This is a genomic window from Streptomyces sp. 891-h, from assembly GCF_022760275.1.
Lineage (GTDB): Bacteria > Actinomycetota > Actinomycetes > Streptomycetales > Streptomycetaceae > Streptomyces > Streptomyces spirodelae.
This window is the reverse complement of sequence record NZ_CP050693.1, coordinates 5,307,460-5,322,219: the sequence shown is the minus strand read 5'-3', so window position 1 is coordinate 5,322,219 and position 14,760 is coordinate 5,307,460. Positions and strand designations below refer to the sequence as shown.

At 72.9% G+C, this 14,760-nt stretch carries 12 protein-coding genes and 1 riboswitch; of the genes, 8 read left to right on the top strand and 4 right to left on the bottom strand.

Annotation, left to right across the window (positions count from 1 at the left end):
• Positions 1 to 51: 51 nt before the first annotated feature.
• Positions 52 to 1,152, top strand: coding sequence for a DUF2891 domain-containing protein (locus HC362_RS23315; protein WP_243088773.1), 1,101 nt, complete (start codon positions 52 to 54; stop codon positions 1,150 to 1,152).
• A gap of 53 nt (positions 1,153 to 1,205) precedes the next feature.
• On the opposite strand, the gene HC362_RS23310 is transcribed toward HC362_RS23315, so the two are convergent.
• From HC362_RS23310 to HC362_RS23300, 3 genes are all read right to left on the bottom strand, one after another.
• Positions 1,206 to 2,129, bottom strand: coding sequence for an LLM class flavin-dependent oxidoreductase (locus HC362_RS23310; protein WP_243085927.1), 924 nt, complete (start codon positions 2,127 to 2,129; stop codon positions 1,206 to 1,208).
• Between the two features lie 154 nt (positions 2,130 to 2,283).
• On the bottom strand, positions 2,284 to 2,517 hold the full coding sequence (locus HC362_RS23305) for a ferredoxin (RefSeq protein WP_243088772.1): 234 nt from the start codon (positions 2,515 to 2,517) through the stop codon (positions 2,284 to 2,286).
• Between the two features lie 92 nt (positions 2,518 to 2,609).
• Entirely contained in the window at positions 2,610 to 4,094 is a 1,485-nt protein-coding gene (locus HC362_RS23300) for an aldehyde dehydrogenase (RefSeq protein ID WP_243085926.1), read from the bottom strand.
• Positions 4,095 to 4,291: 197 nt separating this feature from the next.
• On the opposite strand from HC362_RS23300, the gene HC362_RS23295 reads away from it, so the two are divergent.
• The 7 genes from HC362_RS23295 (at position 4,292) to HC362_RS23265 (ending at position 13,492) form a co-directional block, all read left to right on the top strand.
• Positions 4,292 to 5,455 carry an MBL fold metallo-hydrolase gene (locus HC362_RS23295; RefSeq protein WP_243085925.1) on the top strand — a complete coding sequence of 388 codons (1,164 nt, stop codon included), beginning with the start codon at positions 4,292 to 4,294 and terminating at the stop codon, positions 5,453 to 5,455.
• Between the two features lie 101 nt (positions 5,456 to 5,556).
• A riboswitch (cobalamin riboswitch) is annotated at positions 5,557 to 5,709 on the top strand.
• 160 nt (positions 5,710 to 5,869) lie between these two features.
• Complete coding sequence (locus tag HC362_RS23290) at positions 5,870 to 7,246, top strand: prenyltransferase/squalene oxidase repeat-containing protein (RefSeq protein ID WP_243085924.1); 1,377 nt, start codon at positions 5,870 to 5,872, stop codon at positions 7,244 to 7,246.
• Positions 7,243 to 8,058: an SCO2322 family protein gene (locus HC362_RS23285; protein WP_243085923.1), complete on the top strand. Its 816-nt coding sequence runs from the start codon at positions 7,243 to 7,245 to the stop codon at positions 8,056 to 8,058. The genes HC362_RS23290 and HC362_RS23285 overlap by 4 nt, the downstream gene beginning before the upstream one ends.
• 3 nt (positions 8,059 to 8,061) lie before the next feature.
• Positions 8,062 to 9,462 (top strand): CbiQ family ECF transporter T component, encoded by a 1,401-nt coding sequence (locus tag HC362_RS23280; RefSeq protein ID WP_243085922.1) that lies wholly within the window; start codon positions 8,062 to 8,064, stop codon positions 9,460 to 9,462.
• The gene (locus HC362_RS23275; RefSeq protein ID WP_243085921.1) at positions 9,459 to 11,186 is read left to right on the top strand and encodes an ABC transporter ATP-binding protein; all 1,728 of its coding nucleotides are present in this window, start codon (positions 9,459 to 9,461) and stop codon (positions 11,184 to 11,186) included. The genes HC362_RS23280 and HC362_RS23275 overlap by 4 nt, the downstream gene beginning before the upstream one ends.
• A gap of 179 nt (positions 11,187 to 11,365) precedes the next feature.
• Positions 11,366 to 12,241 (top strand): ECF transporter S component, encoded by an 876-nt coding sequence (locus HC362_RS23270; RefSeq protein ID WP_243088771.1) that lies wholly within the window; start codon positions 11,366 to 11,368, stop codon positions 12,239 to 12,241.
• A gap of 675 nt (positions 12,242 to 12,916) precedes the next feature.
• The gene (locus HC362_RS23265; protein ID WP_243085920.1) at positions 12,917 to 13,492 is read left to right on the top strand and encodes a TetR/AcrR family transcriptional regulator; all 576 of its coding nucleotides are present in this window, start codon (positions 12,917 to 12,919) and stop codon (positions 13,490 to 13,492) included.
• Between the two features lie 94 nt (positions 13,493 to 13,586).
• Here the strand turns inward: HC362_RS23265 and HC362_RS23260 are convergent, their stop codons facing one another.
• On the bottom strand, positions 13,587 to 14,756 hold the full coding sequence (locus HC362_RS23260) for a steroid 3-ketoacyl-CoA thiolase (protein WP_243085919.1): 1,170 nt from the start codon (positions 14,754 to 14,756) through the stop codon (positions 13,587 to 13,589).
• Between the last annotated feature and the right edge of the window lie 4 nt (positions 14,757 to 14,760).

Below are 14,760 nucleotides of genomic sequence, written 5' to 3'. Positions count from 1 at the left end.
GACGCGGGAGCGGGAGCGGGAGCGGGAGTGGGGGCGGGGGTTGGGGGGCGGGTGCCGGTCGGGCGGTTCGCGGAGGTGGCGTTGGCCAATATCGTCCGCGAGTACCCGAACGCCCCGGCGCATCTGCTCGCCGGCCCGCACGAACTCGTTCCGCCCCGGGTTCTCCATCCCGCGTTCTACGGTTCGTACGACTGGCACTCGAGCGTCCATATGCACTGGCTGCTCGTCAGGCTGCTGCGGTTGCCATGGGACGGTGACGAGGACGGGCAGCGGCGCGCGGCGGTGGTGCGGGCGCTGGACGCGCAGCTGACCCCCGAGGCGCTCGCCGCCGAGGCCGCGTATCTGCGTGCCCATCCCACGTTCGAACGGCCCTACGGCTGGGCGTGGCTGCTGGCGCTCACGGGCGAGAGCACTGCTCTCACAGCGGACGAGAGCACGGCTCTCGTAGCGGATGAGAGCACTGCTCTCATAGCGGAGCGGCGAACCGGCCGGGAGCCGGAGCAGCGAGAGGTGGCGGCAGCACGGCGATGGCGCGCGGCGCTGGAGCCCGCCGCCGAGGCCGTGGCCGAACTGGTGCTGGACTGGCTGCCGAAGGCGACCTACCCGGTACGTCACGGAACGCACGCCAACAGCGCCTTCGCACTGGGGCTGCTCCTCGACAGCGCCGAACGGGCGGACGCACAGCGGCTCGTGGGGCCTGTGGAAGCCAAGATCCGCGAGTGGTACGTACCCGACCACGCTGCCGCTACCCGATGGGAGCCGTCCGGGCAGGACTTCCTCTCGCCACTGCTCTGCGAGGCGGACGCGGTGCGCCGGGTGCTGCCGCAGCACGAATTCACCGCATGGCTGGCGCGTTTCCTGCCCGAGCTGGACCGCGCCACCGGCCCGGAGTTCCTCCCGCCGCCCCACGTCTCGGACCCGGCCGACCCTCAGCTCGGGCACCTGCTCGGGCTGTGTCTGAGCCGGGCGGTGGCGCTGCGCGGCATCGCCGCCGCGCTCCCGCCCGGTGACCCGCGCGCCGCCACCCTCACCACGGCGGCCGAGGCCAACCTGGCAGCGGGGCTGCCGGCCACCACCTCGGGCGACTTCACCACGGAGCACTGGCTGGCGACGTTCGCCACGCTCGCCCTGGGAAGCCCGGTCACCCGCTGAGACCGGCCACCCCCTGTGAGCGGGCGCCGGTCACCCGTTGGCGGTGGGGCGGCTCATGCCAGCAGGGGGCTGACCTCCTGGGCGGCGAAGCGGACGAATCCCTCCGGGTCCGGCTCGTCCGCCGTGGGCTGGAGGACGACCGTGTCGGCCCCGGCGTCGAGGGCCTGGCGGACCGCCTCGGCCACCGTCGCCGCGTCGCCCGCCACACCGGGCCCGGTGGCGGGGTCGTGGCCCTCGCGTTCGAGCTCCGCCCGGAGGCGGGTCGCGGCGTCGGGGCCGGTCGCGGTGTTGAGGTAGTGGACGACCTGGTGGTGCTCGGTACGTCCGGCCGCGGACCGGCCCTCTTCGATGAGCTGCCGCGCGCGACGGATGCCCGCGAGCGAGGTGTTGGCGTCGAGCACCGTGCCGTCCGCCGCCTCGCCGCTGAGCCGCAGGGAGCGCGGCCCCCGCGCACCCGCGTACACAGCCGTGTCCGCGGCGGCAGTCGGCGGCGGCCAGTCCAGGGCGACGCCGTCCAGTTGGACGTACCGGCCCTTGGAGGTGACCCGCTCGCCGCGCAGCAAGGCCCGCATGGCGTCCAGGTGTTCGCGCAGCAGGGTCACGGGCGAGTCGACCCGCGCACCGACCTGCCCCATCCAGTCCTGGACACCATGACCGAGCCCCACCAGGAACCGGCCGGGAAAGAGGCGGCGCAGGGTGGCCGTCTCCATGGTGGTCAGCGCGACGTTGCGCAGCGGGACGGGGAGCAGGCCGACGCCCACCGTGATCCGTTCCGACCAGGCGAGCGCGGCGGCAGCCGTGGCGATGCCGCTCTCCAGGAAGCAGTCCTCCCACAGCCACAGCTGGTTCAGACCCGCCTCGTCGGCGGCGCGCACGACGCTCCGCAGCCGCTCGGGCGGCAACTGGGGCCGGAAGACCGCGCCGAGAGAACCACCGCCGAGAGAACCACCACCGCTGTCAGCACCAAAAGATGTCATACGGCTGTTCCTATCCCGCCGCACGCTCCCCCGGCAACGGATTACCACGGATTTCACGGACCGTCGCGGACCGGCACGACCACGAGCGAGTACCGCACGACTACGAGCGAGTACCGGCCGGTCCGCCGCGGGCGCCCCCCGGCCGGGCTCCTCGTCACTCCTCCGGGGGGAAGACCGCTTCGCCCGTGGCCGCGAGGGTGATGGAGATGGCCTCGACAGGGCAGCTCTCGGCGGCGGCCAGCACCTCTTCGGACGGCTCGCGGTCGGGGCTGACGGGATGCGACTGGCGGGCGGCGTCCAGCCGGAACTCCTCCGGCGCCCCGCCCACGCACATGCCCGAACCGATGCACAGGTCCCGGTCCACCTCGACGTGCCAGCGGTCGGCCATCGCCGCCTCCTCCGTTTCCTCCACGCCCGCCTCGTCCTCCACTTCCTCCACTTCCTCCACTTCCTCCACTTCCGCCTCCGCGAAGCTCACGCTTACGCGGGCAGGTGGATCATCTTGTGCTCCAGGTACTCGGCGTATCCCTCGGGGCCGAACTCGCGGCCGATGCCGGAGTTCTTGTAGCCGCCGAAGGGACCGAGCATGTCCAGGCTGAAGGTGTTGACGGAGTAGGTGCCGGTGCGTACGCGGCGCGCCACGTCGATGCCGCGCTCGGTGTCGGCGGTCCACACGCTGCCGGAGAGCCCGTAGTCGGAGTCGTTGGCGATACGGACCGCCTCCTCCTCGTCGTCGTAGGGCAGCAGGCAGATGACGGGGCCGAAGATCTCCTCCCGGGCGATCCGCATGGAGTTGTCGACGTCACCGAAGAGGGTGGGCTCCACATACCAGCCGGTGGGCATGGACTCCGGCCTGCCGCCGCCGGCGAGGACCTTGGCGCCCTCCTCCTGGCCCAGCGCGATGTAGTCGAGGGAGCGGCGGCGCTGGCGTTCGGCGACCAGCGGGCCGACCTCGGTGGCCGGGTCCAGCGGATCGCCGACGGTCAGCCCGTCGGCGGCGGCCTTGAAGCGCTCCGCGATCTCGTCGTAGTGGCTGCGCGGCGCCAGGATGCGGGTCTGGGCCACACATGCCTGCCCATTGATCATCCAGGCGAACGGGGTGATCCCGGCGACCGCGGCGTCCAGGTCGGCGTCGGGGAGTATGACGGCGGCCGACTTGCCGCCCAACTCCAGGGTGACCCGCGTCAGATTGCGGGAGGCCACCTCCATGACCCGCTTGCCGGCGGCCACGGAGCCGGTGAAGGACACCTTGTCCACCCCCGGGTGCCCGACCAGGTACTCGCTCACCTCCCGGTCGGCGGGGAGGATCGACAGCACGCCGGGAGGCAGCCCTGCCTCGTCGGCGATCCCGGCCAGCAGATAGGCGTCCAGCGGGGTCTCCGGCGAGACCTTCAGCACGGCCGAGCAGCCGGCCAGCAGCGCGGGCGCCAGTTTCGCCGCCGCGGTGAACTGCGGCACGTTCCACGGCACCACGGCCGCCACCACACCCACCGGCTCCCGGCGCACCAGCAGGGGGCCCAGCACCCCGGCCCTGCGCTCCTCGTAGGGGAAATCGGCGGCGATCTTGAGCGCGGTGTCCCACACCATCATCGCGGCGAGGGACTGGAGCATCACCGCTGAGGTGTAGGGCGTACCGTTCTGGGCGCTGATGACCTTGGCGATCTCCTCGCTGCGCGCGGCGATTCCGTCCTTGATACGGGCGACGGTCTCGATCCGCTCGGCCAGCGGCCGCCGCGCCCACACCCCGGAGTCGAAGGAGTCGCGTGCGGCGCGCACGGCACGGTCGACGTCCTCGCGCGAGGCGTGCGGGACGTGCCCGATGGGCTGCTCGGTGTGCGGGGAGACCACCTCTATCGTCCGGTCACCGGCGGGATCGGTGAAGCTGCCGCCGATGTAGAGCTGTTGGTGGGCGGTGTAGGGGATGCCGCCGCCGCTCGCCTCGGGTCCGCTGGGGGTGTCCGTCATGGCCGTGCCCTCTCTTCCGCCCGCCCTCTTCCGCCCGCCCGCCGCCGTCGACTTCCTGACAGCGCATCAGAACTAGTACCAGTTCTAGTTCTAAGGGACAATGCCGGTGCCGATGCTCTGCCGGACCGCCGTCCATGGCGGCGCGGCCGTCAGACCCGCGCGACCCGCGCAACCCGCGCACGGAACCGGGAGCCGCCATGACGAACAGACCGCAGGCAACGGACGACGGGCCGGGGGTCGGTGACCACGGGGGCGGCGTGTGGAGCATTCCCGTACCCATCCCGGACAACCCGCTCGGCCACACCCTCGTCCATCTGATCGAGACGGACGCGGGACCCGTGCTGATCGACACCGGCTGGGACGACCCCGCCTCCTGGCAGGCCCTCGCCGACGGGCTCGCCGCGTGCGGCACCTCCGTCGACGCGCTGCACGGCGTTGTCGTCACCCACCACCACCCCGACCACCACGGCCTGTCGGCGCGCGTACGGGAGGAGTCGGGCGCCTGGATCGCCATGCACCCGGCGGACGCCGCCATCGTCCGCCGCACCCGCGACTCGGACCGCCGCCAGTGGCTCGGCTACCTCGCCGAGAAGCTCGCCGCCGCCGGTGCCCCGGACTCGCATACGGCACCGCTGCGCGCAGCCCTCGCACAGGGCGGGGACGGGACGCTGCCGGGGGCGCGGGCAGCACTGCCCGACCGGGAGATCGAGCCGAACGAACTGCTGGCCCTGCCGGGGCGGCGGCTGCGCGCGGTGTGGACCCCGGGGCACACGCCGGGCCATGTGTGCCTGCACCTGGAGGAGCAGCACCCGGGCCGGGAGGGAAGCCGGGAGGGGACACGGGAGCGGGGTGGTCAAGAGGGAGGCGCGGAGAGGTCGCGGGAGGGGAGCCGGGAGCGGCAGCAGGCGGGGCGCCGGGGCGGGCGGCTGTTCTCCGGGGATCATCTGCTGCCGACGATCAGCCCGCACATCGGCCTGTACGAGGACCCGGACAGCGACGAGATCACCGATCCGCTCGGTGACTACCTCGACTCGCTGGAACGGATCTCCAGGCTGCGGCCCGCCGAAGTGCTGCCCGCCCACCAGCACGCGTTCGCGGATGCGCGGGCCCGGGTCGACGAGCTCACCGCTCACCATGCGGAACGGCTCTCCGATCTGAGAGCACTGCTCTCGAACCGGGACCTCACCCCCTGGCAGCTCGCCGAGGCCATGCGCTGGAACCGCCCCTGGGAGCAGATCCCGTTCGGGTCCCGCAACATCGCCGTGGCCGAGGCCGAGGCCCACCTGCGCCACCTGGTGAAACTCGGCCACGCGGAGGCGGTACCCGGCAGCGCCCCGGTCACCTACCGCGCCACCGGCTGACCCGCCACCGGCACCTGCGGACGAACCGGGACCGGGCCGACGGAACGACCCGGTGGACGGTCCCGCTACAGTGGCCGACAGCCAGACAACGCCTCCGACCGGGGGAAGCCGGTGCGAATCCGGCGCTGACCCGCAACCGTGAGCGGTCCGCCACCCCGTCGTCGTCCGTGGTCCGTCGGCCGTGGTCGCACTCTGGCGGCCGCGCCCCGGCGACCGCGTACGGCACAGGTGGCCGGCCGTGAGCCGGAGCACCCGGGCGGAGGTGGGCTCCTGTGGCCGAGAGGCCACCGGCCCGTCGAGGTATACGGAGCCGAGCCCGGTGCGCCGCGATGCGGGGCCGCCAGAGCGCGAGCCCCCTCGGCGGGGTGGCCGTGCCCGGCTGCGGTCCGCTCCCGTCACCGAAAGGCACTCGCAATGTCACCGCGCCGCCGCCGCGCCACGGTCCTCGCCGCCGCCACCGTGCTGTGCGCGACAGCCGCACCCGTGGCATCCGCCGCACCCTCCGCGCCCCACGTCGCTTCACGGGGGGCCCGTGTCGCCGAGAAGCCGTCCGAGCTGCCGGACGGGCTCTACGGGACGGCTGATCCGAAGTACGACGGGGTGTGGCGGCAGTCGATGGCGCTGCTGGCGCTGGACGGTGCCGGTGCGGTCCCCGCCAAGAAGGCCGTGGACTGGCTCACCGAACAGCAGTGCGCCGACGGCTCGTTCACCGCGTACCGCGCCGACACCACCGGGAAGTGCGACCCGGACGCCACCCCCTCGGACACCAACGCGACCGCCCTCGCCGTGCAGGCTCTCGCCGCCGTCGGCGGCCGGAGCGACGCCGTACGCGAGGCGGTGGAGTGGCTGATCTCGGTCCAGAACAAGGACGGCGGCTGGGGCAGCGCCCCGCACGCCCCCTCGGACGCCAACTCCACCTCGCTGGCCATCGGCGCCCTGCACGCCGCGGGTGAGGACCCGAGGAAGACCACGGCCGAGGGCGGCAAGTCGCCGTACGACGCGCTGCTCTCCTTCCAGCTGACCTGCGGCTCCAAGGGCATCGAGGAGGCCCGGGGCCAGCAGGGTGCCTTCGCCTACCAGCCGGACAAGAAGGGCAAGCTCGTCCCGAACGCGGACGCCACCGCTGCCGCCTCCCTCGCCGCGCTGGGCAAGGGCGCCCTGACCGAGCCGCCCGCCAAGGACGCCGAGGACAAGCCCGTCACACCGCTGAAGTGCGCCACAGGTGCGGACGGCGGGGACAGCGGGAACGACGGGGACGGTGGGAACGGCGGGGACGGCAAGGGTGTCCCGGGTGGCCGGAAGGCGGCGGCGGGCGCGGGCGCCGCGTATCTGGCCGCGACGCTGGAGAAGAACGGCGACCACTTCAGTACGGTCATGCCGGGCGCCTCCAAGAAGCAGCCCGACTACGGGAACACCGCGGACGCCGTCGTCGCGCTGGCCGCCGGCGGTCACCTGAAAGCGGCCAAGTCCTCCCTGAACTGGCTCGCGAAGAACCTCGACAAGTGGGACAAGGCCAAGAACGATCCGGCCGCCATCAGCTCCCTCATGCTCGCCTCCCGCGCCACGGGCGGTGACCCCGGCGAGCTCGGCGGCACCGACCTGCTCTCGCGCCTCAACCACACCGGGCCCAAGCCCGCCAAGATGCCCGCCGCCGACGGGGACTCGTCCTCCTCCGAGAAGAAGGACGACGGCACCACCATCCCCGTCTGGGCGTTCATCCTGGTCGGTCTCGCCATCGGCGCCGGCTTCGGCATCCTGCTGAGCGGCCGCCGCAAGAGGCAGCAACTGTGAGCGCCCGGACGGCAACCGCCCTCGCGGCCCTCGTACTGCTGCCGACCACCACCATGGCAACGGCCTCCGCAGCGGGGGCCGCATCCGCGGCGGCGGCCGCCCCAGCAGCTGCGGCCGCACCCATGGCGGCGACCGCGGACTCGGACGGCTACCGCTACTGGTCGTTCTGGCAGCAGAAGAAGGACGGCTCGTGGTCGTACGCCACCGAGGGACCGGCCACCCTGCGCCCCGAGGACGGCGACACCGTGGGCTTCCGGTTCGCCCTGAGTACCAACTCGCAGCAGGCCGACACCCCGCGCGGCGCCGTCTCGTTCACCGACGCCTGCGCCCGGACAGCGGCCAAGGACGGCAGCAAGCGGGTCGCCGTCCGCATCGACTTCGGTGTCCGCGCCGACGCGCCCAAGGGCGAGTCCCGGAAACCGCCGGCACCCCGCACCGGCTGCGCCCGCATCCCGGGGAACGGGACCGCCGCCGATGCCCTCGCCAAGGTGGCCGGGCCCCTGCGCTACAACTCCGAAGCACTGCTGTGCGCCATCGACCACTACCCGGCCAAGGGATGCGGCGAGCAGGCGAAGACCGGCGATGGGAACGAGAAGAACGGCGAGGGTGGGCGCGAGGGCGGGAGCGAGAACGAGAAGAGCTCCGACAGCAACGGCACCGGCACCGGCACCGGCAGCAGCGACCGCAGCGGTGACGGCGGGGGCGGTCAAGGGGACGGCCTGTCGACGGGGCTGGGGCTCGCGGCGGGGGTTGCGGCTGTGGGGATCCTCGGCGCCGCGGCGCTGTGGCAGGCGCGCCGCCGGAAGCAGTAGCTGATGCACCGCTCCACGTCGAGAGCACCGCTCGCCACGGAGGCGGGGGCTCGTGCATCGCGACGCCGCTCTCACCTGAGAGCACCGCTCTCGACCCGTAGCACCGCTCTCCACCCGGGGGCCTGGTGGCTCTGGGCCCTGGGCCTGGCCACCGCCGCCTCCCGTACCACCAACCCCCTCCTCCTCGCCCTGCTGATCGTGGTGGCGGGCTATGTCGTCGCAGTACGCCGCACCGACGCGCCTTGGGCCCGCTCCTACTCGGCGTTCCTCAAGCTGGGCGTCCTCGTGCTGGCCATCCGTCTGGTGTTCGCCTTCTTCCTCGGCTCGCCCATCCCCGGCAGCCATGTGCTCGCCGAACTGCCCGAGGTACCCCTGCCCGACTGGGCACGCGGCGTGCGGATCGGGGGGAGGGTGACGGCGGAAGGCATGGTCTTCGCGCTGTGCGACGGGCTGAAACTGGCGACTCTCCTGGTGTGCGTCGGCGCCGCCAACGCGCTGGCCAATCCGGCCCGGCTGCTCAAGTCCCTGCCGGGCGCACTGTACGAGGCAGGTGTGGCGGTCGTGGTCGCGATGACCTTCGCCCCCAACCTGGTCGCCGACGTACGACGGCTGCGGGCGGCGCGCAGGCTGCGGGGGCGGGACGACCGGGGTCTGCGCGGCGTACTCCAAGTGGGACTGCCCGTACTGGAGGGCGCGTTGGAGCGCTCGGTGGCGCTCGCGGCGGCGATGGACGCGCGCGGCTACGGCCGTACCGCACGGGTACCGACCGCCGTCCGGCACACCACCACAGCGCTGACCCTCGGCGGACTGCTGGGCGTTTGCGCCGGCACCTACGGTCTGCTCGCCGCCGAGGGAGCGGGCTTCGGCCTGCCCGTACTGCTGGCCGGTCTGGCCCTCGCGCTGGCCGGGCTGTGGCTGGGCGGCAAGCGGGCAGCCCGTACCCGCTACCGCCCCGACCGCTGGGGCATACGCGCCTGGCTGGTCTCCGCGTCCGGCGCCGCCGTGGGCGCCCTTATGATCACGGCCGCCGACGTGCTGCCCGCATCGCTGAATCCGCCTGCCGTCCCGCTCACCGCGCCTGACCTCCCCCTCTGGCCGGCCGCCGCCGTTCTCCTCGGCCTCCTCCCCGCCGCCCTCGCCCCCGCACCCCCACCCACCCCGGGCAAGCCCACACCCTCTCCCGTACGCACCGCACAGCCCGCCACCGCGCACCCCGCCGCCGCACAGCCCGCCGCCGACAAGAGCGCCGCCAAGGGGAGCGGCGCCGACGAGGCCGCCGCCGACGAGGGCGCGGCCGAGGAGGGCGCCGAGGTGCCACGGCCCCGCACGCACCGCACGTCACCGGCGCTCCGCACGCCACGGGCGCTCCGCGGCCGGGAGCACGACGAGGAGAGTCCCCAGTGATCACCTTCGACCAGGTCACCGTCGTCCACGACGGCGCGAAGGCCCCCGCCCTCCCGGTAGTGGACGCCCACCTCCCGGAGGGTGAACTGTGCCTGCTCATCGGCCCGAGCGGAGCGGGCAAATCCACCCTGCTGGGCACCGTCTCCGGGCTGGTACCGCACTTCACCGGTGGCACCCTGCACGGCCGGGTCACCGTGGCGGGCCGCGACACCCGTACCCACAAGCCCCGCGAACTCGCCGACGTCGTGGGCACCGTGGGCCAGGACCCGCTCGCCCACTTCGTCACCGACACGGTCGAGGACGAGCTGGCCTACGGCATGGAGTCCCTCGGCCTGCCCCCCGGCACCATGCGCCGCCGCGTGGAGGAAACCCTCGACCTGCTGGGTCTCAACGAGCTACGGGACCGTCCCATCACCTCCCTCTCCGGTGGCCAGCAACAGCGCGTGGCCATCGGCTCCGTCCTCACCCCGCACCCCAAGGTTCTCGTCCTCGACGAACCCACCTCCGCGCTGGACCCGCCCGCCGCCGAGGAGGTGCTGGCCGTCCTGCAGCGGCTCGTCCACGACCTGGGCACCACCGTCCTGATGGCCGAACACCGGCTGGAGCGCGTGGTGCAGTACGCGGACCAGGTGCTGCTGCTGGCGCCGGAGGAGGAGTTGTCGAACGTGCCTCCCTCCGCTTCGTCCCCTCCGTCCCCTCCGGCCCTTCCCTCCCCTCGTGGAACGGCGCAGCTCGGGGAGCCCGCCGCCCTGCTTGCCCTCTCACCCGTGCGGCCGCCCGTCGTGGAACTGGGCGAGCTCGCCGGCTGGGACCCCCTTCCGCTCTCGGTGCGGGACGCCCGCCGCAGGGCAGGCCCACTCCGCGACCGCCTTGCCCCGCGCCTCTCCCCCACCGCCAACCCCGGCACCGGCGCCGCCTCCCGGTTCCCGGCCGGGTCAGTGGCGCCCGGCCCGCAGCCCGCCCCGCAGGGTGCGCGGCCGCTCGCGGAGGTCTCACGGCTGACCCTTGTCCGTGGCCGTGTCACCGCCCTTCACCATGTGTCCCTCTCCCTCGGGGCGGGAGAGACCGTGGCCCTCATGGGGCGCAACGGAGCGGGAAAGTCCACTCTGCTGAACACCCTGGCCGGCATGCACAAGCCCACCTCGGGCGAGGTCACCGTGGGCGGCAGGACTCCTCACCGTACGCGGCCGACCGAGCTCCTCCGCCATGTCGGCCTGGTGCCGCAGGAGCCACGCGATCTGCTCTACGCGGAGACCGTTGCCCACGAGTGCCGGGCGGCGGACGCGGACGCCGAGGCCGAGCCCGGCACTTGCCGGGCGCTGGTCTCCCGGCTGCTCCCTGGTATCTCTGACACGACGCACCCCCGCGATCTGTCGGAGGGCCAACGGCTGGCCCTCGCCCTGTCGATCATCCTCACGGCACGACCGCCGCTGCTGTTGCTGGACGAGCCCACCCGAGGGCTGGACTACGCCGCCAAGGACCGGCTGGTCACGCTGCTGCGCGAACTGGCGACCGATGGCCATGCCATCGTGCTGGCCACCCACGATGTCGAGCTCGTCGCGGAGCTGGCGCACCGCGTCGTCGTCCTTGCCCAGGGCGAGCCCGTGGCCGACGGGCCCACCGACGAGGTCGTCACCTCCTCCCCCGCTTACGCTCCACAGGTCTCCAAGATCCTTGCTCCACAACCCTGGCTGACGGTCAGCCAGGTACGGGAGGCGCTGTGATCCGCCGGCCCGCCCCGCCGTGGCCTCGCCGGACCGACCGCGCTGCCCCGTCGGTCCCGGCAGACCAGGACTCCCCGGCGCCGCCCGCATCCCCGACGCCCCCGGCATCGGCGACACCTGAGCCCGTCCAGACCGCCCCGGCCGTCCAGACCGCCCCGGACGGCCCGGGCGTCCGGTCCATCCAGCCCGTCCGGGCCGTCCGGCTCGGGCCGAAGTCCATCGCCGCGCTGGCTCTCACCAGCGCCACCGGTGTTGTCGCGTTCGGCTGGCCCCTGCTGGCCGACCGGACCTCCGGGTTGGCGCACTCGCAGGACGCCCCCTGGCTCTTCGCCGCACTGCTCCCCCTTCTGCTCGCTGTCGCCGTGGCGACCGTCTCCGAGACCGGGCTGGATGCCAAGGCCGTGGCCATGCTGGGCGTGCTGGCCGCGGCCGGTGCCGCGCTGCGGCCGCTGGGCGCGGGCACCGCTGGTCTGGAGCCGATGTTCTTCTTGATGGTGCTCTCCGGCCGGGTGCTGGGGCCGGGCTTCGGGTTCGTTCTCGGTGCTGTCTCGATGTTCGCCGGTGCCCTGCTCACCGGTGGGGTGGGTCCGTGGATGCCGTTCCAGATGCTCACCATGGGCTGGGTGTCCATGGGTGCGGGCCTGCTGCCGGGCCCCGGCACGGTTCGGGGCCGGCGTGAACTCCTCCTCCTCTCCGTCTATGGAGCGGTTTCCGCGCTGCTCTACGGCCTGATCATGAATCTGCAGGGCTGGCCCTACATCGCGGGGCTCGGCTCGGGTGTCTCGTTCGTGCCCGGTGATCCCCTCCAGGAGAACCTCGCCCGCTACGGCGCCTATGTGCTGGCGACCTCGCTCGGCTGGGATGTGCCCAGAGCGCTGCTGACCGTCGTACTGACCCTGACGCTGGGCGGTACGGTGCTGCGCGCGCTGCGCAGGGCCACCCGTCGCGCCGCCTTCGACGCCTCACCGGTGTTCGAGCCGTCGGGGCAGGAGCGCGATCAACGGTCGGAGCGTGACCAGCCGCCTTCGCAGGCTGAGGAGCCGGTGAAGGAGTGAGGTTCCCGTGTTCCTGCCCGACCCCGACGGGCAGGAACACGGGCGTTGGAGCGAGTACCGCTGGTTACGCGGACTCGCGGCTCCGCCCCGGCGACACGGCCTCGCATCGGCCCCGGGGATCGGGTGGGCTCCCGGGATGCGGCGGGGTGCTGCGGGCCTGTGTGCCGGTGTGCTCCGGTGGTGCGGCGGGCTCTGCGCTCAGCCGCGGGCGGCAGGGCCGGCGCCGGCGCCTATGAGGCCGGTTATGTGACGGCCGGTGCGCCGCAAGGGTCTGGTCTCGGCGTGGCGGCCACGGCAGGTGGTGGCGCCGGTACCAGTGCCGGTCGGCCGCCGGTTGGATATCCGTCCCGCGGACGGCACGGCGACTCCATGCCTCCACTCGGCTCGCGCCGACGGGCGCGCACGGCGCCCGCTGGTCGCGAGGAGTGCGGTCTTCGGCAGCGCGGCAGTGTCGTGTGCGCCGACGGCGACCGGGACTGCGAACAGCCCGGTCCCCGCCGGCTCACCCAAGCCTGTCCAGTTCCGCAACGTCTGCTCGGCCATGCTTGGGTTCCCCCGTTCTCCCCGTTGATGACCCGGAGAACGTCCGTTCTCCCGGCCAAGCAAGACTGTATCCTAGAGAACGGCGGTTCTCAAGGCATGGGGAGACGGGGAGAAGCGGGGAGTACGGAGAGCATGGACAGCGAAGCCACGACCGCGGCTCGCATTCTCAGCGCGGCGGACGCGCTCTTCTATGAACACGGTGTGCAGGCCGTGGGCATGGACCGGATCCGCGACGCCTCCGGCGTCTCACTGAAGAAGATCTACAAGTGCTTTCCGTCCAAGGGCGCCCTGGTCGAGGCGTATCTGCGCCGCCGGGACCGGTGGGCCCGGACGGCGCTCGAGGAGCGCGTGGCCCGGCACACCGATCCCCAGGAGCGGGTGCTCGCGGTCTTCGACTGGCTCTACGACTGGGTGGACGGGCCGGACTTCCACGGCTGCGCGTTCATAAACGCCTTCGGCGAACTGGGCGCGGACTCCGAGGCGGTGGCCGACGCCGTGCGCGACCACAAGACGGCGGTCCGCACCTATCTCAAGGACCTGGCCCACGAGACCGGCGCGGCGGAACCCGAGTGGCTGGCGGCGCAGTTGGCCGTGCTGCTCGACGGGGCGATGAGCAACGCCTCCATCACCGACTCGCCGGCCCCGGCGCAGCATGCCCGCTCCGCGGCGATGACGTTGCTGAACGGCGCGACCGGCCCCGCCGCCTAGGCTTGTCGCGCAGTCCCCCGGGCCCCTTCGGGGCGTGACCTCGCGAAGTCGCCTACCGCGCCAACCACTACAGCCACAACAACCGCTACAACCGCTACAACCGCTGGATGATGGTGGCCGTGGAGAGCGCGCCGCCCGCACACATGGCGATCAGGGCGAACTCCTTGTCTGCACGTTCGAGTTCGTGGAGCGCGGTGGTGATCAGCCGCGCTCCGGTCGCGCCGACGGGGTGGCCGAGAGCGATGGCGCCCCCGTTGACGTTGACCTTCGTCAGGTCCTGTTCGAAGACCTGGGCCCAGGAGAGCACGACGGAGGCGAAGGCCTCGTTGATCTCGACCAGGTCGATGTCGTCGAGGGTCATACCGGCCTTGCCGAGGACCGCGCGGGTGGCGTCGATGGGCCCGTCCAGGTGGAAGTGGGGGTCGGAGCCGACCAGGGCCTGGGCCACGATCCGGGCGCGCGGACGGAGTTTGAGCGCGCGGGCCATACGCTTGGAGGCCCACATCACGGCGGCGGCGCCGTCGGAGATCTGGGAGGAGTTCCCGGCGGTGTGCACGGCGGTCGGCATGACGGGTTTGAGCCCGGCGAGGGCTTCCATGGAGGTGTCGCGCAGCCCCTCGTCGCGGTCGACGTGGCGCCACATGCCCTGACCCGCGGCCTGTTCCTCCTCGGTGGTGGGCACCTGGACGGCGAAGGTCTCCCGCTTGAATCGCTCTTCGGCCCAGGCGGTGGCGGCGCGCTCCTGGGAGAGGAGGCCGAGGGAGTCGACGCGTTCCCGGGTGAGGCCCCGGTGGCGGGCGATGCGTTCGGCGGCCTCGAACTGGTTGGGCAGGTCGACGTTCCACTCGTCGGGCCAGGGTTTGCCCGGCCCGCCTTTGGAGCCGCTGCCCAGCGGCACCCGGGACATGGCTTCGACGCCGCAGCCGATGCCGATGTCGATGACTCCGGCGGCGACCATGTTGGCGACCATGTGGTTGGCCTGCTGGGAGGAGCCGCACTGGCAGTCGACGGTGGTGGCGGCGGTCTCGTAGGGCAGGCCGACGGTCAGCCAGGCGTTGCGGGCCGGATTCATGGACTGTTCTCCGGCGTGGGTGACGGTGCCGCCGACGATCTGTTCGACGCAGTCGGCGGGGATGCCGGTGCGGCCGAGCAGTTCGCGGTAGGTCTCTCCCAGCAGGTAGGCCGGGTGCAGGTTGGCCAGGGCGCCGGCGCGCTTGCCGATGGGGGTGCGTACCGCTTCGACGATGACGGGTTCGGCGGCCATGAGT

Excerpts from the sequence above, each read along its gene's own strand:
- HC362_RS23295 (WP_243085925.1), top strand. The coding sequence starts at position 4,292 with ATGACGAACAGACCGCAGGCAACGGACGACGGGCCGGGGGTCGGTGAC.
- HC362_RS23265 (WP_243085920.1), top strand. The coding sequence starts at position 12,917 with ATGGACAGCGAAGCCACGACCGCGGCTCGCATTCTCAGCGCGGCGGAC.
- HC362_RS23280 (WP_243085922.1), top strand. The coding sequence starts at position 8,062 with ATGCACCGCTCCACGTCGAGAGCACCGCTCGCCACGGAGGCGGGGGCT.
- HC362_RS23260 (WP_243085919.1), bottom strand. The coding sequence starts at position 14,756 with ATGGCCGCCGAACCCGTCATCGTCGAAGCGGTACGCACCCCCATCGGC.
- HC362_RS23290 (WP_243085924.1), top strand. The coding sequence starts at position 5,870 with ATGTCACCGCGCCGCCGCCGCGCCACGGTCCTCGCCGCCGCCACCGTG.
- HC362_RS23300 (WP_243085926.1), bottom strand. The coding sequence starts at position 4,094 with ATGACGGACACCCCCAGCGGACCCGAGGCGAGCGGCGGCGGCATCCCC.
- HC362_RS23305 (WP_243088772.1), bottom strand. The coding sequence starts at position 2,517 with ATGGCCGACCGCTGGCACGTCGAGGTGGACCGGGACCTGTGCATCGGT.
- HC362_RS23310 (WP_243085927.1), bottom strand. The coding sequence starts at position 2,129 with ATGACATCTTTTGGTGCTGACAGCGGTGGTGGTTCTCTCGGCGGTGGT.